We start from the raw sequence: 24,502 nt of genomic DNA, 5'->3' as shown, positions 1-24,502 counted from the left end.
CGCAGGGCGTGATCGGGGCCTATGCCCCCATCGGCATGCGGCTCTCTGGAAATGATTCGTATCTTCGTGGCTGCCGCTATTTTCCGTTGGCGTACCGATTGCGCTCTTCAACGAATTTCCTGATTTCCGACGCTTCAATGGGCCTGCTGAAATAGTAGCCCTGTATTTCATCGAAACCCAGGGAAACCAGTAAATCAAAGACTTCGGCGCTGTCAACGCCCTCTGCCACCAAGCGATAGCCAAGATCCGAGGCCATGGTCATGATGGATTTCAATACGGACAGGGCCCGGTCATTGGTATCGATGTCGCAGACCATGGACCGGTCTATCTTCAATATCTCGGCAGGCAGATTCTTGAGCGATGCAAGATTGGAATATGCGGCGCCAAAATCATCCAGTGCAACCTTGATGCCGAGTTTCCTGATCTGTTGAAGCGCCTGAACCGTGCCATGGCCTGTCAGCACATCGCTTTCTGTGCACTCGATCACGATGTTTTCCAGCGGAACGCCGTGCTGGTTGCACATGGCGTTCAGGTAGTCCGGAAAATCGACCTCATCCAGATTGCGCGGGGAGATGTTGATGGAGACCTGAAGATCGAGTTTCTCGGCTTTCCAGGCCGCCACCTGCGCCAGCGCCGTTTTGATCACGAACCGTGTCAGGCTGTGGATCAACGGCGTGGCTTCAACCAGAGGGATGAATTCGCTGGGCGGGATTTCTCCCATTTGTGGATGCTTCCAGCGTATGAGCGCCTCCAGCCCCTTGCAGCTGAAACTGTGGTTGTCGAATTTGGGCTGGTACACCAGCCGCAGCTGCCCATTGCCCAGCGCACGCCCGAAGTCCCGCAGGAGCCGATAGGACCTTTGCTGGAGACTGTCCTCATTCTCCTCATAGCGGTGAAATGATCGTGCGTTGTATCCGGCCTGCTGCACGCACACCATCGCCTTGCGGATGACATCGTCCACCTCGTCCTGGTTCAGGTAGAACCGCACCACGCCTGCCCTGGGTTGAAGTTCGAACCGCAGATCGGCGCTGGTGATGGGTTTTTGCAGGTACTCCAGCAATTGGTTGACCAATGCCTCCTCATCTTCTTGCCTGCCGGCGCTGATCACCCAGGCAAACCTGGCCAGGCCCACGTGGTAGACGGTTGCGTGCGGCCCCGTCATGTCCGTGACTGCCTTGGCAATGTCACGCATCAGCTGCTCGACATAGTTCAAGCCCAGCGCATTGCTCATTTCCAGCAGGCTGGCGTGGTTGAGCACCTCCATCAATACCAGACCGCGTGCCGATCCCGGGGCCAGAATGCAAAGGCTCTTCAGGTCCAGCTTGAGTTGCGTGCGATTTGGCAGGCCCGTGACTTCGTTTATTTTTCCAATTCTGTGATGGTAGTGAAGTTGAGCCTGAACGATGGCGGCCATGGCTTGCAGTTGCTGGCCTTGCTCTTCGGAGAATGTCCTGGGCTGGGTATCGATGATGCACAGGCTGCCGATGGCGTGGCCGGATTCCATTATCAATGGCACACCTGCATAGAACCTGATATTGGGCTTGTGGGTGACCAGGGGATTTTCTGAAAATCTGCTGTCCAGGTGCGTATCGGGAATCACCATGATTCCTTCGTTTCTGATGGTGTGGTCACAGAAGGCATCCGTGCGAAGGCTGCCATCCATATCCACACCCACCGGTGCCTTGAACCATTGCCTGTGCTCGTCCAGAACCGTGATGATGGCAATCGGTGCCATGAACATGCGGCTGGTGAGCTCGGTGATGCGCTGAAATTCCTTTCTGGCATTCAGGTCCAGGATTTCAGCGGTCTGCAGTCCGAGCAGTTGCTCTTTCTCGGATTCGGTAGTCCAACGGGTAAGCATCGATTTCCTGCCTCAGTGAACCCATACTATAAAACTGCCGCGCCTTTGGGGGGCAAAGGGATTACTGGGCGTCCAGCAGCGGTAAAAGCTCCTGCAGTTTTTCCAGTGCGCCTGGGCCTTGAAGCTCGGAGATGGTGCCCAGCGGCTCCGAGTCTTCCACGATCACATAGGCCATGGACCACTTGGCAAAACGCCTTTGATCAAGGCGTGCCTGCGGAAACAGGGGCGTGAAGTTGATGTGTCTTTCGTCGCGCGAGATGGACTCCACCAGCAGCGCCAGTTGCTCTGGCGGCCCTTCGACATACTGGAAGAAGCGTTCACCGTCGAAAACCAGCATGCCCGTGATCCCGGCCGACCAGTTGAAGGTGCGCGCCGCCTTGATGATCGCCGCGATGCATGTGGTGTCAGCCCCTGGGGCCAGCTGGCTGTGATAAAGGAAACATTCGAGAGAATTTTCTTGCATACCCTCCGCCTTTCTGAGTTGTTGGGCGGCGATGGTATGCGTTGCGCGAGGGGGGTCACGTAGGTGCGCAACCCGTTGTTGCATATGTAACCATACTGCTTGCACCCTGGGCCTGGGCGGCTGCGGGGCCCAAGGACAACAAGCCCCCACAGACGCTGGCGGGCAGGGCTTGCGGGGGCTTGTGCAAGAGGCGGAGGGTGTTCCTGGCCTGGATTGACGTGGCCGGCCTCACAGGCGCGGCATCGCCCTCATTGCTGCTGCTTTTGCGGCAAGGGCTGGCCTATCTGTCGCTGGTTGGCCTTGGTCTGCTGCTGGGTGTAGTTGCCGTCGCTGATGGGCTGGCCCATCTGCATGGGGACATACGAACGGTGATGGGACCCTGCCATGGGAATGAGCTGCTTCATGGAGAGAACTCCTGATCCGGCGGGTGGCGGCTGGAGGCCGATGTCGCCGGTCTTTAGGGGTTGCGGGACGAATGCAGCAAGTGTGTGGCGCGCCGTGAAATCCGGGTGTAGGAAAGATCGGAAGCCGTGTAGTCATGCCTGCGCAAATGCAAGAAAGCGCTGACCTGCACGAAGGGGCAGGGCACCCCTTGGCACAGATCAGCGCTGTACAGGCCGCGCCTTGTTTGTCAGAACTTCAGGCTGTCACTGCCTTCCGCGCGCAGCGTCCTGGCGTCGAAGTCCACCGAGAAATGGTCGCTGGGCTTGCCCGAACCCAGGCCCTTGAGGATGGAGAACACCTGCTTGAAGCTGTACTGGAAGGGCTGGCCCACGGGCGTGCTGTCGGCCAGCTTGTCGCCCGTTTTCTGGGGCGCCGAGGTCAGGGCAGGGAAGGCGCTCATCAGCAGGCGGTACTGCTCCACGCGCTGCTTGCCCATGTCGTTCAGCGACAGGCCGCCCGCGTAGACGGTGCGGTGGAAGTCGCCGTAGAAGGTATAGGCCGACACATTGGCCAGCGCGTTGAAGTCCACGCCCGCGGCCTGGGCCTTGGCGCGGGCGGCGTTCTCGGCCACGCTCCAGTCGGATGCCCACTGCGCGGCATTGCCGGCCACGGGGCTGCCTTGCAGGCAGCCGGCGCTGGGCTTGAAGGGCACGGCAACGCCTTGCGCGGCCAGGCCGGCGAGCTGGGCGTAGGTGACCTTGGTGTCCAGCTGGGCCATGGTCAGCATCTGCTGCAGGTTGAGCTGGCTGACCAGGTCCTTCATGTCGCAGGCCCAGTACTCGTCCAGGAAGCGCAGGCGCGACAGCTCGCCGAAGTAGCGGCTGGTGAAGTCGCCATAGCTGGTGCTGGACAGAATGGCCTTGTCCCAGCGGCGCTTGGCGTCCTCGGGCTTGCTGCTGCCTTCCACGTACTTCCATTCCATCTCGTACAGCGGAAAGAGCTCGTTGAAGCGCGGCACGTTGTTCAGCGCCACGGTCTGCACGTCCACCTTGCGCGGCGTGTCGAAGCGCACGATCTTGTAGGCCGCGCCGTAGACGGCCAGCGACGGCGACTGCACGTTCACCAGGTACTTGCCGCTCTTGCTCAGGTAGTCGTTGGTGCCGTTGAAGTGCATATGGCCGCCGATGTGCAGCGGCAGGCCCGTGGCGGCCACCGCCTCGGCCGTGGCCTGCTCGGGCACGCGCGCCGTCTGGAAGGCGCCGGGCTTGAAGGCGGCCTTGATGGCATCGGTCTGGTTGGCGTAGAAGTCCATGGTCGGGTAGTGCGAGAAGGCCACCAGCTGCTTGCCCTGGGCCTTGGCGCGCGCGCTCACCGATTCGATCCACGCCATCACGCTCTTCTTGTGCGTGGTCATCTTGTTCCAGCCTGCATTGCCGGCGCCGGTGAAGCCCTTGGGCGAGTTGGGCTTGGCGGGGTCCAGCTTGTCCGGCACGAAGACGTTGGCGTCCACCGACAGCAGCCACAGGCCCTTGACGGGCTCGACCAGGTAGCTCACATCGGCAATGCTGGTGCAATTGGTGTAGCCGGCCTGCTTGAACCTGCCGCCTTCGCCTTCCTTGCAGATCTCGTAGCTGCGCTGGCCCAGCTGGGCCTGTCTGGCCGCCTCGGCATAGCTGTACTTGTCCTGCGCGTAGGTGCTGTAGGGGGTCTCCCAGTACACGTCCTTCTCATTGGGCATCAGGCCGTAGGGGGCCAGGTCGCGCAGCAGCGAGGCATAGCCTTGCTCCATCAACTGGTCGGTACAGACCACGTTGGCTTCGGCGTTCAGGCAGCCCTGGTAGTTCTTGGCGTAGACCTTGACCGTGCTGCCGTTGGCGGCCATGAAGTCGTCCTTGCCCTTTTCGTCATCGTCGTAGGGGGCGACAGGGTCATGGTTGCCGGGCGCGATGAAAAAGCGCATGCCCTTTTTCTCGTACTCGGCCAGCACGGCGCGAAAGCCGTTCACGTTCAGCGGCTGGCCGTCGTCGGAGAAGTCGCCGGGAAAGGCCACCAGCTTCACGCCCTTGGCCAGCGAATCGTCCAGCGCGGCGCGGAAGGCGAAGTAGTTCTCGTTGAACAGCCGCGTGGAAGTCAGCTGCGCATACATGGTGCGGATGGTGGCGAACATGCCATTGGCCGTGGGCACGCCCTTGAAGCTGCTGTTCTTGAGGTCGCCGTACACGTCCTGGAAATGCACATCGGCCATGAAGGCCACGGCCTGGCTGTTCGTTCCCCCATCTGCCCTATCGCCATCGCTTCCACCACAACCCGCCAGGGCCAGCGCTGCGGCACCGGCCACCATTCCCAATTTCCAGACTTGCATTCTTCGTGTTGCGCGGGGCGCTCTGATTGACAAAGTCCGGCATTGTCTGCAGCCCATGTTTCATGGGTGTGACAGGGCAACCCAGCCAGGCGTGTTAGACGGCGTCCGACTTTTGCAGGGGGAGGGCGCGCAGCGGGCACGCCGATTGCTACGTCTCCATGGCCTGCAACCACAGGCGGAGAGTGCCCATGAATTCCATGAATCACCCCTTGCTGAGGCTGGCCGATTCAACCCCGGCCCTCAGGTCCGGCAAATACACGGATTACCGCAGGTCGGCCGTCTTGCCGCAGCTGCGCAGAATCGGCGTGTTCCGCGCGCGCCGCTTTGGGGATCTGCTGTGCGCAACGCCCGTTCTGCGTGCATTGGCTGCGGCCTGGCCCAAGGCACGCATCACCCTGGTGGGGCTGCCCGAGGCCGAAGGCCTGGCGCAAAGGCTGTCTTCGGTCGATGACTTCGAGCTGTTTCCCGGCTGGCCCGGTCTGCCCGGCGTGCCCTCGGCCAAGGCCGATGAATACAGCTTCTTCCAGCGCCGCATGCGTTCGCGCCGCTTTGACCTGGTGGTGCAGCTGCACGACTCGGGCCGCAACACCAATGCCCTGGTCGCCAACTTTGGCGCGCGCCGCAACGCGGGCTTTGCGGACCCCGATGACTGGGTGCCCGAGGCGGATGCGCTGCGCTTTGTGCCCTGGCCGGGGCAGGGCAGCGAAGTGCTGGGCCTGCTGGCCCTGACCGACTACATGGGCCTGCCGCGCCGCGGTCTCAAGCTGGACCTGCCGTTGAATGCCGATGACCGCGCCCGCGTCCGCCCGCTGCTGCCCGCAAGCCGCCGCTACGCCATCGTGCACCCGGGCGCGCGGCTGGCTGTGCGCCGCTGGTCCGCCAGCGGCTTCGCGGCCGTGGCCGACCGGCTGGCGCAGGCGGGGCTGGAAGTGGTGCTCACCGGCAGCGAGGACGAGCGCACCCTGGTCGCATCGGTGGCCGCGCAAATGCGCCACCCCGCGCTGGACCTGAGCGGCCGCACCGACATCTGGATGCTCGGCGCGGCGCTGGCATCGGCCAGCGTGGCCGTGTGCAACAACACCACCGTCTCCATGATGGCTGCTGCCCTGGGCACGCGCAGCGTGGTCGCCTCGCAAGCCGGCGAAGTGGACCGGGGCCCGCCGCTGGACCCGCAGCGCCACCGGGTCTTCACCCCCGGCAGCGATGCGCATGCCGCCGAACTGCTGGCGCAGGCAGCGCTGGCGCTGGCGGATGAAGAGCTGGCGTGAGGCATGTCCAGGGCCAGGGCACCCTCGGCACCCTCGGCGCCCTCAGTGCGGCCGCCCGGGCGCAAGCGGGACCAGTTCCATCCGGTCCCGTCCCTTGCGCTTGGAGGTGTAGAGGGCTTCGTCGGCCTGCTTGAGCCAGTGGGACAGCTCCACCCCGGGCTGGTCGAACAAGGTGGCACCGATGCTCAGCGACACCGGTTCCGGCGTCTCGAACATGGTGCGCGCCTGCTGCGCGAAGGCCTCGCGCAAGTCCTGGCCCAGCGCCTGTGCTGCGGCGTGGTCGACGCTGCGCAGCACGATCACGAACTCGTCCCCGCCCAGCCGTGCGGCCAGTGCGCCGCGCGGCAGCGCGCTGCGGATGAGATCGCTCAGGGTCAGCAGCAGGCGGTCGCCGGCATCGTGGCCGTGCAGGTCGTTGACCTGCTTGAAGTGGTCGATATCGATCAGCAGCAGGGCGCAGGGGCTGGCCGCTGAGGCCTGCTCCAGCAGCTGGGGTGCGCGCAGATAGAGCGCGCGGCGGTTGTCCAGGGCGGTGAGCGGGTCGCGGGCGGCGATCTGCGCGATGCGTTCCTCGCGGCGATGGCGCTCCGTGCCGGTCATGGACATGGCGAGCAGCATGATCGCCATCACGCCTTCCACCAGCGAGACCAGGATCACCGTGCCGTGGAAATTGGCCAGGTTGATGAAGGTGTCCAGCGCCACGGCCGAGGCGGCCTTGGCGAAATAGAACAGGCCGTGGGCCAGCAGAACGAAGCGCAGCTGCGCCGCGCCCACGCCCAGCGTGCCGCCGTGCGGGCGCAGCAGCAGGCCGGCGCGCAGGCTGATGACGGCGATCAGCAGCGACTGGATGCCCAGCATTGCCCTGGACCACCACGGTCCGCTGGGCATGAACAGCATTGCCAGCCAGACGACGGCCACCAGCCACCACAGGCGCGGCAGCCGGGTGTGCGTGAACGCGGCAACGCCGGCCAGGAACAGCCAGTGCGCGCAGATCAGCAAGCCGTTGGGAAACCAGATGCCCAGCAGCACATGGCCGCTGGAGCGCAGCAGGGCCAGCACACAGCCCACGGCGATGATGGCAAACCCCCCGCTCCACAGCAGCAGCGAGCGTTCGCGCACGCTGCCCCATTCCGCAGCCAGATACAGCGCCGAGGCGGCGGCCATGGCCGTGGTGAGAACGAGCAGGGTGAAGGGATCGAGAACCATGGACGATGAAGATATCGGCGCAGGCAGGCCCCGTGCAATAGCTGCCAGGCAAGGCGCAATGCGGCGCAGGTCGGGGCCGTCGCATTGAAATGGAGCGGAGCGCGCGGGCCGAATTGTCGCAGGATGCGGGCCTTCAGGCCCTTGCTGCGCGGCAGTCCGTTGGGTGGAAGTCACGGATCGGGCGGCCCGTGAACGGGAGCCCGTTGCCTGATTTCCGGCCTGATTTCCGTGATGCAGCCGCCGTGGCGCTGGTCAGCGCGGATGCGGCTGGAGTCTTGAACAGCCCGCCACAGCGGAGCACCGAGGGTGCGGTGACCGGGAAGCCGGCTGTCAGATAGCCGCTGCGTGCAGGCGGGTATTGAAAAGTGGCCCTTGCGTGAAGGCGGCCAGACGCTTGGCCAGCCACAGCACGGCCAGGTCCACCAGCGGCTCCACCAGCACCACGCACATGTAGGCGGCACCAAAGCTTGCGACCTCGGTCATGGTGGCCAGGCTGGCGCCATGGCCGTAGATGGCCCAGAAGGCGACCCACAGCACGATGCCGCCCTGGTAGGTGGTGGACAGGGCCAGGGCCTGCCGGTAGCTGATGTCCACATAGGCCGTGCCGGCCGGAATCAGCCGGCGCGCCAGCTGGCTCACCGCATACAGCGGCACCAGCAAGGTGGTGACGTTCATGCCGTACTGCGGCAGGTCGAAGGGTGCAAAGAACAGGCCCTGGACCAGCAGGCCGCACGCCAGGCCAATGGCCGCAGCACCCGCGCCGAACATCAGCAGCAAGGTCGAGCCCAGAATCAGATGGACCTCGGATACGCCGACCGGCTCATGCGGAAACACCTCGAAGAAGCTGAACACCAGCGCGGTGGTGATCACGCTGCGCACCAGCAGCGCGAGCGCGCCGCCGTTGTCGCGCAGGCTTTGCCGTGCCAGGGCGGCGGTCAGGCCGAAGGCCGCTGCGGCAGTGACGTAACTGAGGGCGATTTTCTCGGGGCTGACGACGCCGGGTTCGATGTGCATGGGAGGTCCTGAACAGGCAAGGTCCGTTGGAGAGCCGGCGGGCACCGACTGCGCAACGGCAAAGGCACCGAGCATAGCCGGGGACGGTGTGCTGCGCCATGTTCATTTCACGCGTGTGGCCACGCTGTAGTCACGCTGCCGCACTTCGGATAGCCATCGGTTTCACGCGCTCGCTCTCACGCCGGGCTCTCGGCCGCTTTTTCGCATGGCCAGGAATCGCTGTGCTGTTCCGCGCAGATCTCCCGTACGCACCCGCGCAGCCACCGGTGCGCCGGATCGGCATGCAGCCTCGGGTGCCACAGGAGTGAAACCGTGATCTCCGGCACAGGGACCGGAAGGGGGAAGCTGTGCATTCCGGCACGCAGGCTCCCCGTGTGCCGTTCGGGAACACTGGCGATCAGGTCGGAGGCCCGGGCCAAGGCCAGCGCCGCTGAAAAGCCGCCAACGATCGCAACGATCTGCCTTTGCAGGTCGAGAGAACTCAAGGCTTCATCGATGGGGCCCTTGTCCTGCCCTCGCCGGGACACGAGGATATGCCTGCCGGCCGCATAGCGCGCGGGCGTGATCTCGCCCTGGCTCAGCGGGTGCCCCATTCGCACGACGCCAATGAAACGGTCTCGGAACAACGCCTGCGCACGCACCTCCGGTCCTATCGTGCTCCCGACAACGCCGGTCTCCAGATCGACCGTGCCGTCGCGAAGCGGGCCGCTCCCTTTGTTTGACTTCTGCACAAAGCAAAGGCGAACGCCAGGCGCTTGCTCGCCGACGCGGGCAATCAGGTCCGGTCCGAAATTCTCCACAAAGCCTTCGCTGGTCCGCAGTGTGAACGTCCGGACCAGCTGCTGGAGGTTGGGCTGCTCGGCAGGGCGCAGAACCGCTTCCGTGTCCTGCACGAGCTGGCTGACCCGCTCGCGGAGTTCGAGCGCCCGAGGTGTGGGAACGAGGCCGCGACCGGCCCGGACCAGCAGCGGATCGCCCGTCGTCTCCCGCAAACGCGCCAACGCCCGGCTCATCGCTGACGGGCTCAGCCGCAACCGTTGGGCGGCGCGCGCCACGTTGCCTTCCGCAAGCAGCACATCCAGGGTGACAAGCAGGTTGAGATCGGGTCTTGACATGGATCGACCGTAGCACGGCGTGTGGTGACATGGCGCCAGACGCACGAATAAAGTGAAAGTGGTGCGCCTTCCGCCATGCCGGGCAGGGAACTACGCTTCCGATAGCTCAATTTCGGGAGTCACCAACGATGAAAATCACACCAGAATCAGCCACGACAGCAAGAGATGGGATAGCCGCTGACAGGGCAGAGCAGACGCCGTCGATTCGGTGGGTGCTTGCCAGCCTTTCGCTATCGATGTTGCTGTCATCGCTGGGCACCAGCATCGCCAATGTGGGGTTGCCTACCTTGGCTCAGGCGTTCGGCGCCTCTTTCCAGCAGGTCCAGTGGGTCGTCCTTGCCTATCTGCTGGCCATCACCGCCCTGATCGTCAGCGTCGGGCGGCTCGGTGACGTCATGGGCCGCCGACGGCTGCTGCTGGTCGGCATCTTCCTGTTCACGCTGGCCTCGGTCCTTTGCGGCCTGGCGCCCACGCTCCGGCTGCTGATTGCCGCCCGGGCGGTGCAGGGTCTTGGCGCGGCCATCATGATGGCCCTCACCATGGCGTTTGTCGCCGGGACGGTGCCGAAGGAAAGGACCGGCAGCGCCATGGGACTGCTCGGAACGATGTCCGCAATGGGCACCGCTCTCGGCCCATCGCTGGGCGGCGTTCTGATCGCCGGACTCGGTTGGCAGGCGATCTTTCTCGTCAACGTACCGCTGGGTATCGTGGCATGGGTTCTCGCGCACCGTTACCTGCCCGCCGATTGCCGGGGGGAGAAGACGGGGCGGGCCCGCTTCGACAATCTGGGCACCTTGCTGCTGGCTGTGACGCTTGTGGCGTACGCACTGGCCATGACGCTGGGGCGCGGAAGTTTCGGTCCGCTCAACGGGGCTCTTGTGTTGGCCACTGCCTTGGGTGCCGTGCTCTTCGTGCTTGCCGAGGCGAAAGCCGCATCGCCCTTGATTCGATTGGCGATGTTCCGTGATCCAGGCTTCAGCGCAAGCCTTGCCATGAATGCGCTCGTCTCGACGGTGATGATGTCGACGCTGGTGGTGGGGCCGTTCTACCTCGCCCGTGCGCTCGGGCTCAACGAAGCCATTGTTGGCATCGTGATGGCGGTGGGCCCGTTGATTGCCATATTGAGCGGTGTCCCCTCTGGCCGTGCCGTCGATCGTTGGGGCGCGCCATCCATGGCCATCGTCGGGCTCATCGCCATGGCGGCGGGGGCATTTGCACTGTCCGTGCTTGCGTCGATGTTCGGCGTGGCGGGATACGTTGCTGCCATCGTCGTCCTGACCCCTGGATATCAGCTCTTCCAGGCGGCCAACAACACCGCCGTCATGGCGAATGTCCGTCCAGACCAGCGCGGCGTCATCTCGGGCATGCTCAGCCTGTCGCGCAACCTCGGGCTCATCACCGGGGCATCCATGATGGGGACGGTTTTCGCGCTCGCTTCAAAGACGCCCGACATCGCAACGGCGCATCCCGAGGCCGTTGCCAACGCGATGCGGATCACGTTCGCAGTCTCGGCCGTTCTGATCGTCGTTGCCCTGGCCATGGCAATGGCAGTTGCAAGCCGTGCTCTCGCGACAAGCCGTTCGTGACGAGGCTCAGTGCACCGGCCGGCTCAGCCGCCTGCTCGCCCTCGATATCGCGTAGTTCACCAGGCAGTACAGCACCGCCACCACCAGGTACACGGGCACCAGCGCGTGGTAGTTGGCGATGAGCACCTTGGCGTTCTGCATGAGCTCGCCATAGGTGACGATGTAGCCGAAGGTGGTGTCCTTGACCACGATGACCAGCTGCGCGACCAGGGCCGGGACGATGTAGCGCAGGGCCTGCGGGAAGACGACGAACCGGAAGACCTGGACCTCGGTCAGCCCCAGGCTTCGCGCGGCATCGGTCTGGCCGCGAGGGACTGCCAGCACGCCTGCGCGGTAGACCTCGGCCACCACGGCGGCGGTGCTCAGGCCTATGGGCAGGGTCAGCATCCAGTACGTGCCGAGCTTGATGCCGGCTGCGGGAAGCACCAGAAAGCACACGTAGATGAGCAGCAGCGTGGGCGTGCCGCGCAGGAATTCGATGACGGCGATGCTGGGCCAGCGCACGATGCGGGGCCGCGCCAGGCGCCCCGCCAGCAGCACCAGCCCAAGGCTCAGCGCAATGACGGCGGCCATGGCCGAGGATGCCAGCGTGCCGAGCAGGCCCTTGGCCAGAAAGGCCCAGGTGGTGGGCCAGGCGAAGAATTCCCAGAACCGGGCCTCGAGCTGGCCTGCGGAATGAAAACGCCACACGACGCCCGCAGCCAGCGCAATCAGCCCGGCCGCGGCGATCAGGCTGACCACCTGCGTGATCTTCCTGGCCTGCGGGCTGGGCGCGCCAAACAGAATGTCTTCCAGAGAACGGCTCATCGCAGTATCCGCAGCTTCTTTTCCAGGATGGCGCCCACCCAGGCAATGAGCAATCCGGTGGCCACGTACAGGGCGGCGGCCACCGCGAACGCGGCCATGCCGGCGGCGGAGTCGTTGGCTATCTTGGACACGAGCGCAGTGAGCTCCCGGCCCGCCAGCGGCACCTGGGACGCCAGCGAGGTAGACAGCATCAGCGCAATGAGCAGCGACGTCATCGGCTGCACGACCGAGCGCAGCGCCTGAGGCAGCACCACGGCCGAGATGATCTGCATGGGCCGCATGCCCAGGCTGAGCGCGGCCTCGATCTGGCTGCCGGCAATGGTGTTGATGCCCGCGCGCAGATAGTCTGCCGTGAACGCGGAGCAGACCAGGGTCAGGGCCAGGATCACGCTGGGCTCATAGTCGATCACGACATTGAGATCGGGCAGCGCGAACACGATGAAGATCAGCAGCGCCACGCTGGGAATGTTGCGGAAGATCTCGACGTAGGCGGTCAGCACGAAGCGCAGCGGCGGCAGCGGAAGCAGCCTGAGCACCGTCACGACCACGCCCAGCAGGAAGCCGGGCAGGAACGAGAAGGCGGTGAGCTTCCAGGTCAGCAAGAGGGCCTGCCAGAAGGCAGGCCCGTGGTCGGCGAGGAGCCGGGAGATGTCACCCATCGTTCAGGGCAGGGCGGGCGGCGTGGGAACGGCCGTGCTGCCGGTGCGCTGTCCGATGGAGACGGTCCACAGCTTGGCCCAGGTGCCATCGGCTTCGATTTTCTTCAGGAAGGCGTTGATGAAGGCCACGCCGTCCGAGCCCTTGGGCAGGCCGATGCCGTAGGAATCCTGGGCGCCAAAGGGCGCGCCTGCCAGCCGCGCGTCGCCAGTGCCCAGGCTCAGGGTGTTGAGCAGCAGGGTGTAGTCGGTCACATAGGCATCCACACGGCCCTGGCGCAGGGAGTCCAGCGCTTCCTGGTGGGTCTGGAACTCCTGCACGACCGCCTTGGGCGCGTGCTGCGCCAGGATGGCGGGCCCCGTGGAGCCGGCCTGCGTGGCCACCTTCTTGCCTGCCAGATCGCTGTACGACTGCACGGTCTTGTTGCTTGCCTTGACAAGCACCCCGGCCTGCGAGGTGTAGTAGGGGCCGGCAAACGAGATCTTCTCGGCGCGTGCGGGGGTGATGGAGTAGGTGGCGATCACCATGTCCGCCTGGTTGTTGATGAGCACCTGCTCGCGCGTGGACGAGGTCACCTGTGCGAACTGGTACTTGGACGCATCGCCCAGGATGTAGCGCGTGAGCAGCTGGGCCAGGCCTGCGTCGAAGCCGCGGATCTTGCCGTCCTTCTCGTTGAGCAGGGAGAACAGATTCGAGGTCTGGGTGCTGCCCAGGCGCAGCGTGCCGGTCTGCTTGATCTTGCTGGCCCAGGTGCTCGATGCAATGGTCGCGGCGTCGGCGACGGGGCCTTGCGCCACCAGGGCGTCAAACGCCGCTGTGTTCAGGGGCGCGCCCTGCGCAAAAAGCGATCCACTGCCCACGATCGCCAGCGTCACCACGGTGGATTTCAGAATGGATTTGATGGGCATGTGGTCTTCCTGCTTGGTCTGTGATGTAAATCTGGGGATGGCTGCCAGGGGCAAGGGCCGATTATGGCGACTCGCGGCCCTTGCTGCCGCACAAGGGTTCAGTCCCTGGTCATGCGCCGGTCGTGCGCCGGTCATGCGCCGGTCACGTGCTGGCCATGCGCCGACCGGGTGCGATGGTGGGGGCTGCGGCATTGAGCGTCTCGATCGCATAGCCGGCCGCTGCCTTGTAGCGGGCCATGAAGCCCTCGCGCTCCTCGCGCGGCAGCACCTCGTCGATATGGTCGAAGACGCCGCCGCAGCGCTCGTCCACCAGTCCCAGCAGGCCGAAGGGGCCGGCCCCGCGGTTGCGCAGCACCAGGGCCGAGATGTCCTTGCACAGCCTGTCGTCATAGGCGCGCAGCGCCTGCGGGCCCACGCCGTGGTCCAGCAGCTGCGCGCCCAGCACGCGCGCGTCCACGATGGCCTGGCTGGCGCCGTTGGAGCCCACCGGGTACATCACATGCGCCGCATCGCCCAGCAAGGCCACGCGGCCGTCCACCCAGGTGGGCACGGGGTCGCGGTCGATCATGGGGTACTCGAAGACATCCGTGGCGCCGCGCAGCATGGCCGGCACGTCCAGCCAGCCGTAGTCCCAGCCGTCGAAGTGGTGGATGAATTCCTCCAGCGCCACGCGCCGGTTCCAGTCGCCTTGCTGCCAGCCGCCGTCGTTGTCCACCGTGATCTCGGCGATCCAGTTGATGGTGGCCAGGCCCGTGACGGGGTCCGGCGGCGTGATGGGGTACAGCACCACGCGATGGCGCAGCGAGCCCACGCCCACGAAGGACGCACCGGTGCGCACAGGCACGCCCGGCGTGGTGCCGCGCCACATGATGGCGCCACCCCACTGGATGGGCGGCTGAGCGGGGTGCATCTGCGCGCGCACGGCCGAGTGCAGGCCATCGGCCGCCACCAGCAGCGAGCCCTGCACCTCCAGCCGCTGGCCATCGCGGGTGTCGATGAGGGCGGTCACGCCCTCGGCATCCTGCCGGTAGCCCACCACGCGCCGGCCCAGCTGCACGGCGTCGTCGCCCAGGCGCTCCCGCACGGCGTTGAACAGCATCATCTGCAACTGCCCGCGGTGCACCGCGTACTGCGGCCAGCGGTAGCCCGCCTGCAGCCCGCGCGGCTCGGCATATACCTCGTTGCCGTTGCGGCCCACCAGCGCCCATTCCCGCGCCTGCAGGCCGATGGTGTCCAGCACATCGTTGCCGAAGCCCAGGTCATGCAGTTCCCGCACCGCGTTCGGCTGCAGGTTGATGCCCACGCCCAGCGGCTGCAGCTGCGCCACCGACTCGAACACGATGCAGGGCACGCCGATCTGGTGCAGCGTGAGGGCAGTGGCCATGCCACCGATGCCGCCGCCGGCAATGAGCACGGGGCGGGATGGATTGTTGTGTGAAGCAGCAGCAGACATGCCGGGATTGTCCATGCAATGGCTGCGGGCGGATGTCCCATCTGCGGCGCGTGCATGGCGCAAACAATGTATGATGACCATCATGCGAAACACAAATTCCAGCGCCCGGGCTTCCGCCAAGGAGGCCACGCATGAGCGCATCGTGTCCGTGGCGGCGCGTGCCATCCGCCGCAGCGGCTATGGCGGCACCGGGGTGGCGGACATCATGAAGGAGGCGGGCCTGACGCACGGCGCCTTCTACGCCCATTTCGCCTCGCGCGATGCCATGCTGGCCGAAGCGGCGGGCAAGGCCTGCGCCGAGTCCTGCGCCGCCGTCGCCGACGTGGTGGCCAAGGCGCCGCCCGGCATGGTGCTGCAGGCCATGCTGGCCGCCTACCTTTCCAAGGAACATGTCCAGCGCGCCGAGGTGGGCTGCCCCCTGGCGGCCCTGGGCTCCGAGACCTCGCGCCAGGCGCCGGAGGTGCGCCGCGTGGCCACGGGCCACATCAAGGAAATGGTCGATCTCATCGCCCGCCAATCGCCGGACTGGGGACAGCCCGGTGCCCATGAGCGCGCGCTCGTCACCTTGTCCACCATGGTCGGCAGCCTGTTACTGGCACGGGCGGTGGATGACCCTGGCCTGTCCGACAGCCTGCGCGAGGCAGCACTCAAGCACCTGACGCCGGCCAGCCATTGATGGCGCATGCCCTGTGCATGTGCCTGGATTTTTTTCGCCATTACATATGATGACCATCATATAAAGGAAAGCCATGAAGGCATTCATTCTGGAAAGCCATGGAGCGAACCGCGCCTTGCAGCTGGCAGACGTACCCGAGCCGCAGCTGCGTGACGACGAAGTCCTGGTCCAGGTCCATGCCGCAGGCGTGAACCAGCTGGACTCCAAGATCAGGGACGGGCAATTCAAGCTCATCCTGCCCTATCGCCTTCCCCTGATCCTGGGCCACGACGTGGCCGGCGTGGTGGTCAAGGCCGGCCCGAGCGTGCGGCAGTTCAAGCCGGGCGACGAGGTCTATGCACGCACGGACGATTTCCGGATCGGTACGTTCGCGGAGTTCGTGCCGGTCAAGGAGTCGTCGCTGGCGCCAAAACCCAAGGGGCTCACGATGGAAGAGGCCGCCTCCATCCCCCTGGTGGGCCTGACGGCCTGGCAGGCACTGGTGGAGACAGCGAAGCTGACGAAGGGGCAAAGGGTCTTCATCCAGGCCGGCTCCGGGGGCGTGGGCACGTTCGCCATCCAGCTGGCCAGGCACCTGGGTGCCACCGTTGCCACCACCACGAGCGCGGCCAACTTCGAGCTGGTCAGGAGCCTGGGCGCGGATGTCGTCATCGACTACCGCACGCAGGACTTCGAGGACGTCCTGCACGACTACGACGTGGTGCTGAACAGCCAGGACGGCAAGACGCTTGGCAAATCCCTGCGCGTGCTCAAGGGCGGCGCGAAGCTGATCTCCATCTCCGGCCCGCCCGATCCCGCATTTGGCAGAAACATCGCTGCGCCCGCATTCGTGCGGCTGGTGATGCGGCTGCTCAGCTCCGGCGTCAGGCGCCGGGCGCGAGGCCGTGGCATTGACTACTCCTTCCTCTTCATGCGGGCCAACGGCGGCCAGCTGCGCGAGATCACCCGCCTCATCGAAGCGGGCGCCATCCGCCCGGTCGTGGACAAGGTCTTCGCATTCGAGTCCACCAACGAGGCCCTTGCCTATTCCGAAGCCGGCCATGCCAAGGGCAAGGTCGTCATCAAGATTCGTTGAATCTGTTTTTCCCCACCCCTGGAGTGCTCCATGAAAATTGAAAACGCTGTTGTTCTCGTCACCGGTGCCAATCGCGGCATCGGCCTGGCTTTCGCGCGCGAGCTGCTCGCCCGTGGCGCCCGCAAGGTCTACGCCGGCGCGCGCGACCCCGCCACCGTCACCCAGCCCGGCGTGCATGCCCTGCAGCTGGACGTGAACCGCCCGCAGGACGTGGCCGCCGCCGCCGCGCAGGCGTCGGACGTCACGCTGGTGATCAACAACGCCGGCATTGCACAGCCCGGTGGCTTCATGGCGCCCGACAGCGAAGAGGTCGCCAGGCGCATCTTCGAGACCAACTTCTTCGCCGTGCTGCGCATGAGCCAGGCCTTCGCGCCGGTTCTCAAGGCCAACGGCGGCGGGGCCTTGCTCAATGTGCTGTCGGTGGCCTCCTGGGTGAACGGCGGCGAGCTGGCCGCCTATTCGGCCAGCAAGTCGGCCGCCTGGTCGCTCACCAACGCCCTGCGCAGCGAGCTTGCAGGGCAGAAGACACAGGTGCTGGGCCTGCACATGGCCTATGTCGATACCGACCTCACGCGCGGGCTTGACGCGCCGAAGTCCAGCCCCGAGGACATCGTCAGGCGCGCGCTGGATGGACTGGAGGCCGGGCTCGATGAAGTGCTGGCCGACGAGCTCACCCAGCAGGTCAAGCGCGGCATGACGGCGGCCCGGCCAAGCTATCTGCCGCAGGGCGCCTGAGATCGGACCGTGCCAGCCATGGGTGCCCATCCGCATGGATCGGCGTGGGCTGGCACGATCGGTCAGCGCCGGTTTGGCCTTTATTTCCATATTTGTTGAAATATCGTATGATTTGCCCATGGATGAATCTGAAGTCGTCGAATCCCTGGCCGCGCTTGCCCACCCCTTGCGGCTGCGCATCTTCCGCGCGCTCGTCGTGGCCGGGCCCGAGGGGCTGACGCCGGGCGTCATGGCAGAAAGCCTGGGCGCCGCCAACACCACGCTGTCTTTCCATCTCAAGGAACTGACCCGCTCGGGCCTGGTGACGCAGGAGCGGGCCAGCCGCAACCTGGTGTACCGCGCCGCCTATGAGCGCATGAACGGCCTGCTCGGCTTCCTGACGCAGAACTGCTGTGCAGGCGCGGCATGCGAGGTGGCCGACATGTCCTGCAAGTCCTGCTGACGCTGCTCCCCCGGTTTCCCCGCCCCGAACATTTCCTGCCATGGCTACCGACAAACCTCTGAATGTCCTGTTTCTGTGCACGCACAACTCTGCCCGGAGCATCCTGGCGGAAGGCCTTCTGAATCACCTCGGCGGCGGGCGCTTCAAGGCCTACTCGGCAGGCAGCAGCCCCCGCGACAACCAGCAGCCCCATCCGCTGGCGATTGCGGCGCTGGAGCAGGCGGGCGTGTGCACCGAAGGCCTGCGCAGCAAAAGCTGGGACGAGTTCGGCGCGCCTGATGCGCCCCCTATGGACCTGGTCATCACTGTCTGCGACAGCGCCGCTGGCGAGGCATGCCCCTATTGGCCGGGCCAGCCCGCCACCGCGCACTGGGGCTACGCGGACCCGTCGCAGGCCGAAGGCAGCGACGAAGGCCGGCAGGCCGCATTCCGCCAGACCCTGCTGGCCATGCGGCAGCGCCTGGAGCGGCTCGTCAACCTGCCACCATCGTCCCTGGCCAGGCACGCGCTGCAGCAGTCTGCCCGCGACCTGGCCCGTGACTGAAGCCTGCCACTGATACCCGCCACCGAAACCGCTGCGGCCCCCGCTGCCGCCTGCACATCCTCGAAGAAAACAGCACATGCTTGCGGCCCTCCTGATCTTTGCAGCCACCCTTGTCCTGGTCATCTGGCAGCCCGCAGGCCTGGGCATCGGCTGGAGCGCGTCGCTCGGCGCCATCGTGGCGCTGGCCCTGGGGGTGGTGCACTGGGCCGATGTCGCCGTCGTCTGGGGCATCGTCTGGAATGCAACCGCCACCTTCGTGGCGGTCATCATCATCAGCCTGCTGCTGGACGAGGCCGGGTTCTTCGAATGGGCTGCACTGCACGTGGCCCGCTGGGGGCGCGCAAGCGGCAGGCGCCTGTTTGCCTTCATCGTGCTGCTGGGCGCCGTGGTGTCTGCGGTCTTTGCCAACGATGGCGCCGCGCTCATCCTGACGCCCATCGTGATGGCCATGCTGGTGGCCCTGGGCTTTTCTGCCGCAAGCACCCTGGCATTCGTGATGGCGGCAGGGTTCATCGCGGACACGGCCAGCCTGCCGCTGGTGGTGTCCAACCTGGTCAACATCGTCTCGGCGGACTTCTTCGGCATCGGCTTCAACGACTACGCGTCGGTCATGGTGCCCGTGAACCTGGTTGCCGTGGCCGCCAGCCTGGGCGTGCTGTTCCTGTTCTTCCGCAAGGATCTGCCCCGCACCTACCCCTTGGAGCGCCTGCAGCAGCCATCGGCCGCCATCCGGGACCTGGCCACCTTCCGCGCAGGCTGGGCCGTGCTGGCGCTGTTGATGCTGGGCTTCTTCGGGCTGGAGCCGCTGGGCGTTCCCGTCAGCGCCGTGGCCGCGGCCTGTGCGCTGCTCTTGCTGGCCGTCGCCGCCCATGGCCGGGTCATCAGCGCAGGCCGGGTCCTGAAGGGCGCGCCATGGCAGATCGTCGTGTTCTCACTGGGCATGTACCTGGTGGTCTATGGCTTGCGCAACGCCGGGCTGACCGGCGCCCTGGCCAGGGTGCTGGAAGTGTTTGCGGGCGGCGGTGTGTGGGGCGCCGCAATAGGCACCGGCTTTCTGTCGGCGGGCCTGTCTTCCGTGATGAACAACATGCCCACGGTGCTGGTGGGCGCCCTGTCCATCGAGCACTCCGGGGCCACGGGGCTGGTGAAGGAAGCCATGGTCTATGCCAATGTGATCGGCTGTGACCTCGGCCCCAAGATCACGCCCATCGGCAGCCTGGCCACCTTGCTCTGGCTCCATGTGCTGGCCCGCAAGGGCATGACGATTGCCTGGGGCTACTACCTGCGCGTCGGCATCGTCCTGACCCTTCCGGTCCTTGCCATCACGCTGGTCGCGCTTGCTCTGCGGCTGAGTGTGGTCTGAACATGGGCTGAACGCCGGCCGGCCGGCGCGCTGGCGCATCAGCTGCTGCCGTCCTGCGCAGGCATCGGCACTTTGGCGCGGCGTTCAAACAGGTGGGCCATGGCCTTTGCCGCCGCCTCGGCCGCTTCAGCGCGGCGCATCTCGGCCGCGTCTTCGAACCCGCAGCCCATGGCCTGGGCCTCGGTGCCGGCGTAGTCGGCCAGCGTCTCGGCGCTGTCGCGGATGCTTTGCAGGGCGCGGGCCACCACGTCCAGGTGCCGGTGGCCCTTGGGGGTCTCCAGCCATGCCAGGGCGAGCTGGGCGATGGCGGAGATTTCTGCACAGCCTTGCTGCACGAGATGGTCCACCTGGGTGAGGGCGTTGGACAGCTGCCGGGTGCTGTGGCTGTCTTTGGTGGGGGAGGGCTGGGTGGGGTTCATGCCATGTCCCTCCGCAGTTGGCCGGGCACAAAGGGCTGGCATGAGGGAGGGGCTGCGCCAAAAGACGGCGCGCAGGCGAGAGAAACGGCGTTCATTGTTCCGTGCTCCATTGCGGATCGAAACCACAGGCCATTGCATCTGCATTGACTGATGGATTCGCTGTACCAAGCCTCGCTTTCGGAGAGGCTGTGCCGCTATACGACGGATGTTTTGAAGCATCAGCCCCGGGACAGGGGGCCGGGGCGGATGATAGCGCGGGAGGGGAGGGGAACGCCCCTTTTTTTTGGGGGGTGAGGCTTGCGAAACGTCCAGTCAAGCGCGGCACGAACGCACAGTCAAGCCGCCAGGGCTGCGCGCCCGCAAGATGGCCGGCAGTGCGCATCCACCCGTGCCACACGCTTCCATAAACATGGCTTTCAGCGCTTGATACACAAGTGCTGAAAGCATTTTTCATGGCCGATCGCGGCTGGGTGGAACACAGCTCCACCCACCCACCACATCGCCATGAAAACCCTTGCCCTTCGAATTGCCATGCTGCTGCTGACGGCGGCGGCTTCAGTGTCTGCTGGTGCAGTCACGGTATTCGACAACCTGGCAGCCGCCAATGACCCGTGGCTCATCCAGCACAACTCCAGCTACCACACCAACCTGTGGGTGGCCAACCGGATCCCGATTGGCAGCCAGTCGCTGCGCATCACGCAGGTGAAGATGAATCTCACCCAGATCGACCAGTTCGAGCTGCAAGTGTGCGCAACCGACGCCAGCGCCGCCACGCCGTTCGTGGACATGACGGCCTGCGCCCCCTTCACCGCCGACGCGGCCACGCCAGGCATGCGCGTGTTCACGGGCGACCGCATTGTGGCGGCGGGCGACTTTGCCTGGGTGGTGGTGCGCAGCATCGGTCAGACCATGATCCGCCGCCAGATCACCACGGCCACCAACGACGGGCTGACCTGGTATTCAGGGGCGAGCCACAACCCGGCCTGGGTGGCCGAGCCGCAGACCTCCATCGGCATGACGGTCGAGGCCGGTTCCGTGCAGCTCGATGGCGTGTGCGGCAGTGCCAGCAGCGCCACGCCTCGCCGCTATCCGCCAGATGCCTTGCTTTGCAGCGTGGGCACGACCAGCGGCGTGATGGGTGATACCTACTCCTTCTCCTGGGTGTGCCAGAGCAGCTACGGCGGCAACCCTTCGCCGCAATGCTCCGTGCCTCGCGCCTACCTCGTTACCTCCCAGGCCACGGGCGGCGGCAGCATCGAGGCGGGGCGCGATGTAGCGGCGGGGCAGCAGGGCAGCTTCACGCTCACCACGCCACCGGGCTATACGGTGCAGGCCAGCGGCTGCGGCGGATCGCTTGCGGGCAACACCTACACCACTGCGACCATTACCGGCAATTGCACCATCAGCGCCACCTTCGCCCCGCCGCCCACCAACGGCGCGTGTGGCAGCACGGCGCCTTCGCTCACCTTGCCAACCCTCTTGTGCAGCGCCGGTTCGGCCACCAACCAGTCTGCCGCGGCCGATGCCTTCCGCTGGAATTGCGCGGGCATCAGCGGCGGCACCACGGCCGCTTGCTTGGCACCGCGCCAATACATGGTGACAGTCAACACGGATGCGGGCATCGCCAGCGCACAGTGCACCCCGAACCCCGTGACCCATGGCTCCAGCGCCACCTGCGCGGCCACGGTGCACGACCCTGTCGCCCGCCCCTTCAGCGGCTGGGGCGGCGCATGCAGCGGCGTGGGGGCTTGCCAGCCCGTGGTTCTCGGGGCTACCACCGTCTCTGCCAATACGACGCTCATCACCTACGCCATCACCACTACTGCCACCACGGGCGGGAGCATGTCGTGCACGCCCAACCCCGTGCCCCACGGCCAGGGCGCTGGCTGCACTGCCACGCCGCAAACGGGCTTTCAGTTCACCGGCTGGACGGGCGATTGCGCGGGCACGGGTGCATGCCAGTTCACCAACGTGACCAGCGCGCACAGCGTGGGAGCCACCTTCGCGCCCATTACCTACGCCATTGCAACCCCCGCAGTCACCGGCGGCAGCGTGAACTGCACGCCCAACCCCGTTCCCTATGGGCAAGACACTATCTGCGTCGCCTCGCCCGCGATGGGCTACCACTTCACCCATTGGTCGGGCGATTGCGCGGGCACTGCCAGCGCGTGCATTCTCTACAACGTGACCAGCCCGCGCAGCGTGGGTGCCACATTTGTACTCAACACCTATTCCATCGGCATCGTCCCCGCCCCGGCCAACGGCACAGTCACCTGCACGCCCAACCCCGTCACCCACGGCCAGGATGCAAGCTGCACCGCCACGCCCGATGCGGGCTACCACTTCACCAGTTGGTCGGGCGATTGCACGGGCACGGGGGCATGCCAGTTCACCAGCGTGACCGCGTCGCGCACCATCTCGGCCACCTTCACGCCCAACACCCACTCCATTGCCACCCCCGCTGCCGTCAACGGCACGGTCACCTGCGCACCCAACCCCGTTAACCATGGGCAGGGTGCAAGCTGCACCGCCACGCCCGATACGGGTTACCACTTCACCAGTTGGTCAGGCGATTGCGCGGGCACAGGTGCATGCCAGCTAACTAACGTGACGAGCCCGCGCAGCGTGAGTGCCACCTTCGCGCTGAACACCTACCCCATCAGCATCACCCCCGCCACAACCAACGGCACGGTCACCTGCGCACCCAACCCCGTTAACCATGGGCAGGGCGCAAGCTGCACCGCCACGCCCGATGCGGGTTACCACTTCACCAGTTGGTCGGGCGATTGCGCGGGCACGGGGACATGCCAGCTCACCAACGTGGCCAGCCCGCGCAGCGTGAGTGCCACCTTCGCGCTGAACACCTACCCCATCAGCATCGCCCCCGTCACCACAAACGGCACGGTCACCTGCGCACCCAACCCCGTTAACCATGGGCAGGGCGCAAGCTGCACCGCCACGCCCGATGCGGGCTATCACTTCACCAGTTGGTCGGGCGATTGCACGGGCACGGGTGCATGCCAGCTCACCAATGTGACCAGCCCGCGCAGCGTGAGTGCCACCTTCGCGCTGAACACCTACCCCATCAGCATCGCCCCCGTCACCACAAACGGCACGGTCACCTGCGCACCCAACCCCGTTAACCATGGGCAGGGCGCAAGCTGCACCGCCACGCCCGATGCGGGCTATCACTTCACCAGTTGGGCGGGCGATTGCACGGGCACGGGTGCATGCCAGCTCACCAATGTGACCAGCCCGCGCAGCGTGAGCGCCACTTTCACCCACGATCCGGTCGATGCCACCTGCGGCTCAGCGGCCAACGGCGCTGTGGCCTTCAAGCCCAGCGCGAATCTGTGCGTCACGGGCACGCCAGGGACCGTGCTATCCGCTGGCGGCCAATACAAATGGCAGTGCAGCGGTGAATATGGCGGCGCAGCGCAGCAGTGCAGCGCACCGTGGCAGGGTGCGGGCGGCAACGGCAATCTGGGGGCGGTGGAGGTGGACAGTGCGAACGGCTGGGAGATCAGCAGCGCCGCCTTTGCCTCCACCTTGCCCGCGCCCTTGCCGTCCCATGTGCGTGCAGTGCACGCGCCGCTGGGGCTGGTGCTGGGGCGTGTCGCTGGCAATGCAGATGCACAGGTGACCGTGCACTTCACCGCACCAGTGCCGCAGGGGGCCGTTTATTACAAATACGGCCCCAGCCCTGACGGGCTGGGCTGCACCAGCGCTGCCTGCGCGCAGCCGCACTGGTATGCGCTGCCCGGTGCGCAGTTTGCGCCCGACGGCCTGAGCGTGACCTTCACCCTGGCCGATGGCGGCGTGGGTGACAGCGATTCCGTGCCCAACCAGATCACCGACCCCGGCCTGCCCGTGCTGCTGGCCCCGCAGGCCATCCCCGCACTCGGCTCCTGGGCGCTGGCGCTGCTTTCGCTGCTGGCGGCGGGTCTGGTGGCTGTGCGTCGCCGCGCGTTGGGCGGTGCTTGCGCACCACTGATCAGAAAGTGAAGCCAAGCTGTCACCAAGGCAAAGCCGCCCCAGCGCCGGGTTTCAGATGAGTTGCCGGCGGGACTCAGGGGCTCCGCAAAGTTTCCTATTGCGACCCACGCATAGGCGCTGCCGAAACAGCGCCGCCGTTCAGTGTGTACAACGGGGGCCGCGACGACT

Annotated in this window: 21 protein-coding genes; 9 read left to right on the top strand and 12 right to left on the bottom strand. The window is 65.8% G+C overall.

What is annotated here, in order from left to right:
* Window positions 1-76: 76 nt before the first annotated feature.
* From CLV01_RS20560 to CLV01_RS20550, 4 genes are all read right to left on the bottom strand, one after another.
* Window positions 77-1,861 carry a putative bifunctional diguanylate cyclase/phosphodiesterase gene (locus tag CLV01_RS20560; RefSeq protein WP_099733337.1) on the bottom strand — a complete coding sequence of 595 codons (1,785 nt, stop codon included), beginning with the start codon at window positions 1,859-1,861 and terminating at the stop codon, window positions 77-79.
* A gap of 61 nt (window positions 1,862-1,922) precedes the next feature.
* Entirely contained in the window at window positions 1,923-2,243 is a 321-nt protein-coding gene (locus CLV01_RS20555; RefSeq protein ID WP_257221593.1) for a BLUF domain-containing protein, read from the bottom strand.
* 329 nt (window positions 2,244-2,572) lie between these two features.
* On the bottom strand, window positions 2,573-2,728 hold the full coding sequence (locus tag CLV01_RS29230) for a hypothetical protein (RefSeq protein ID WP_012206197.1): 156 nt from the start codon (window positions 2,726-2,728) through the stop codon (window positions 2,573-2,575).
* A 227-nt stretch (window positions 2,729-2,955) separates the two neighbouring features.
* Window positions 2,956-5,049 carry a metallophosphoesterase family protein gene (locus CLV01_RS20550; protein ID WP_013801870.1) on the bottom strand — a complete coding sequence of 698 codons (2,094 nt, stop codon included), beginning with the start codon at window positions 5,047-5,049 and terminating at the stop codon, window positions 2,956-2,958.
* Between the two features lie 209 nt (window positions 5,050-5,258).
* On the opposite strand from CLV01_RS20550, the gene CLV01_RS20545 reads away from it, so the two are divergent.
* Window positions 5,259-6,338, top strand: coding sequence for a glycosyltransferase family 9 protein (locus CLV01_RS20545; protein ID WP_099733338.1), 1,080 nt, complete (start codon window positions 5,259-5,261; stop codon window positions 6,336-6,338).
* Window positions 6,339-6,380: 42 nt separating this feature from the next.
* On the opposite strand, the gene CLV01_RS20540 is transcribed toward CLV01_RS20545, so the two are convergent.
* From CLV01_RS20540 to CLV01_RS20525, 3 genes are all read right to left on the bottom strand, one after another.
* Entirely contained in the window at window positions 6,381-7,544 is a 1,164-nt protein-coding gene (locus CLV01_RS20540; RefSeq protein WP_043824911.1) for a GGDEF domain-containing protein, read from the bottom strand.
* 330 nt (window positions 7,545-7,874) lie between these two features.
* Window positions 7,875-8,558 carry an energy-coupling factor ABC transporter permease gene (locus CLV01_RS20530; RefSeq protein WP_034395797.1) on the bottom strand — a complete coding sequence of 228 codons (684 nt, stop codon included), beginning with the start codon at window positions 8,556-8,558 and terminating at the stop codon, window positions 7,875-7,877.
* 176 nt (window positions 8,559-8,734) lie between these two features.
* Window positions 8,735-9,673 carry a LysR family transcriptional regulator gene (locus tag CLV01_RS20525; RefSeq protein WP_099733339.1) on the bottom strand — a complete coding sequence of 313 codons (939 nt, stop codon included), beginning with the start codon at window positions 9,671-9,673 and terminating at the stop codon, window positions 8,735-8,737.
* Between the two features lie 128 nt (window positions 9,674-9,801).
* Here CLV01_RS20525 and CLV01_RS20520 point away from each other — a divergent pair, with 128 nt between their 5' ends.
* Entirely contained in the window at window positions 9,802-11,259 is a 1,458-nt protein-coding gene (locus CLV01_RS20520; protein WP_099733340.1) for an MFS transporter, read from the top strand.
* Between the two features lie 6 nt (window positions 11,260-11,265).
* Here CLV01_RS20520 and CLV01_RS20515 read toward each other — a convergent pair whose 3' ends face one another.
* The 4 genes from CLV01_RS20515 to CLV01_RS20500 form a co-directional block, all read right to left on the bottom strand.
* Complete coding sequence (locus CLV01_RS20515) at window positions 11,266-12,066, bottom strand: amino acid ABC transporter permease (RefSeq protein WP_013801876.1); 801 nt, start codon at window positions 12,064-12,066, stop codon at window positions 11,266-11,268.
* Window positions 12,063-12,725 (bottom strand): amino acid ABC transporter permease, encoded by a 663-nt coding sequence (locus CLV01_RS20510; RefSeq protein ID WP_034395807.1) that lies wholly within the window; start codon window positions 12,723-12,725, stop codon window positions 12,063-12,065. Before CLV01_RS20510 ends, CLV01_RS20515 begins: the two co-directional genes overlap by 4 nt.
* Before the next feature lie 3 nt (window positions 12,726-12,728).
* On the bottom strand, window positions 12,729-13,631 hold the full coding sequence (locus CLV01_RS20505; RefSeq protein ID WP_013801878.1) for a glutamate ABC transporter substrate-binding protein: 903 nt from the start codon (window positions 13,629-13,631) through the stop codon (window positions 12,729-12,731).
* A gap of 142 nt (window positions 13,632-13,773) precedes the next feature.
* Window positions 13,774-15,084, bottom strand: coding sequence for a flavin-dependent oxidoreductase (locus CLV01_RS20500; RefSeq protein WP_099735087.1), 1,311 nt, complete (start codon window positions 15,082-15,084; stop codon window positions 13,774-13,776).
* 70 nt (window positions 15,085-15,154) lie between these two features.
* Here CLV01_RS20500 and CLV01_RS20495 point away from each other — a divergent pair, with 70 nt between their 5' ends.
* The 6 genes from CLV01_RS20495 (at window position 15,155) to CLV01_RS20470 (ending at window position 19,919) form a co-directional block, all read left to right on the top strand.
* Entirely contained in the window at window positions 15,155-15,760 is a 606-nt protein-coding gene (locus CLV01_RS20495; RefSeq protein ID WP_099733341.1) for a TetR/AcrR family transcriptional regulator, read from the top strand.
* A 73-nt stretch (window positions 15,761-15,833) separates the two neighbouring features.
* Window positions 15,834-16,835: an NADP-dependent oxidoreductase gene (locus tag CLV01_RS20490; protein ID WP_099733342.1), complete on the top strand. Its 1,002-nt coding sequence runs from the start codon at window positions 15,834-15,836 to the stop codon at window positions 16,833-16,835.
* Window positions 16,836-16,865: 30 nt separating this feature from the next.
* Window positions 16,866-17,570, top strand: a complete 705-nt coding sequence (locus tag CLV01_RS20485) for an SDR family oxidoreductase (RefSeq protein ID WP_097202048.1) — start codon at window positions 16,866-16,868, stop codon at window positions 17,568-17,570.
* 118 nt (window positions 17,571-17,688) lie between these two features.
* On the top strand, window positions 17,689-18,012 hold the full coding sequence (locus CLV01_RS20480; RefSeq protein ID WP_012206185.1) for an ArsR/SmtB family transcription factor: 324 nt from the start codon (window positions 17,689-17,691) through the stop codon (window positions 18,010-18,012).
* A gap of 40 nt (window positions 18,013-18,052) precedes the next feature.
* Window positions 18,053-18,556, top strand: coding sequence for an arsenate reductase ArsC (locus CLV01_RS20475; protein WP_099733343.1), 504 nt, complete (start codon window positions 18,053-18,055; stop codon window positions 18,554-18,556).
* 76 nt (window positions 18,557-18,632) lie between these two features.
* Window positions 18,633-19,919 carry an arsenic transporter gene (locus CLV01_RS20470; RefSeq protein WP_099733344.1) on the top strand — a complete coding sequence of 429 codons (1,287 nt, stop codon included), beginning with the start codon at window positions 18,633-18,635 and terminating at the stop codon, window positions 19,917-19,919.
* Between the two features lie 38 nt (window positions 19,920-19,957).
* On the opposite strand, the gene CLV01_RS20465 is transcribed toward CLV01_RS20470, so the two are convergent.
* Complete coding sequence (locus CLV01_RS20465) at window positions 19,958-20,338, bottom strand: hypothetical protein (protein WP_099733345.1); 381 nt, start codon at window positions 20,336-20,338, stop codon at window positions 19,958-19,960.
* A 504-nt stretch (window positions 20,339-20,842) separates the two neighbouring features.
* On the opposite strand from CLV01_RS20465, the gene CLV01_RS20460 reads away from it, so the two are divergent.
* Window positions 20,843-24,343, top strand: a complete 3,501-nt coding sequence (locus CLV01_RS20460) for an InlB B-repeat-containing protein (RefSeq protein WP_257221428.1) — start codon at window positions 20,843-20,845, stop codon at window positions 24,341-24,343.
* Window positions 24,344-24,502: the final 159 nt, after the last annotated feature.

Source organism: Delftia sp. 60 (assembly GCF_002754395.1).
Classification (GTDB): domain Bacteria; phylum Pseudomonadota; class Gammaproteobacteria; order Burkholderiales; family Burkholderiaceae_C; genus Comamonas; species Comamonas acidovorans.
This window is presented reverse-complemented; position numbering and strand designations above follow the sequence as displayed.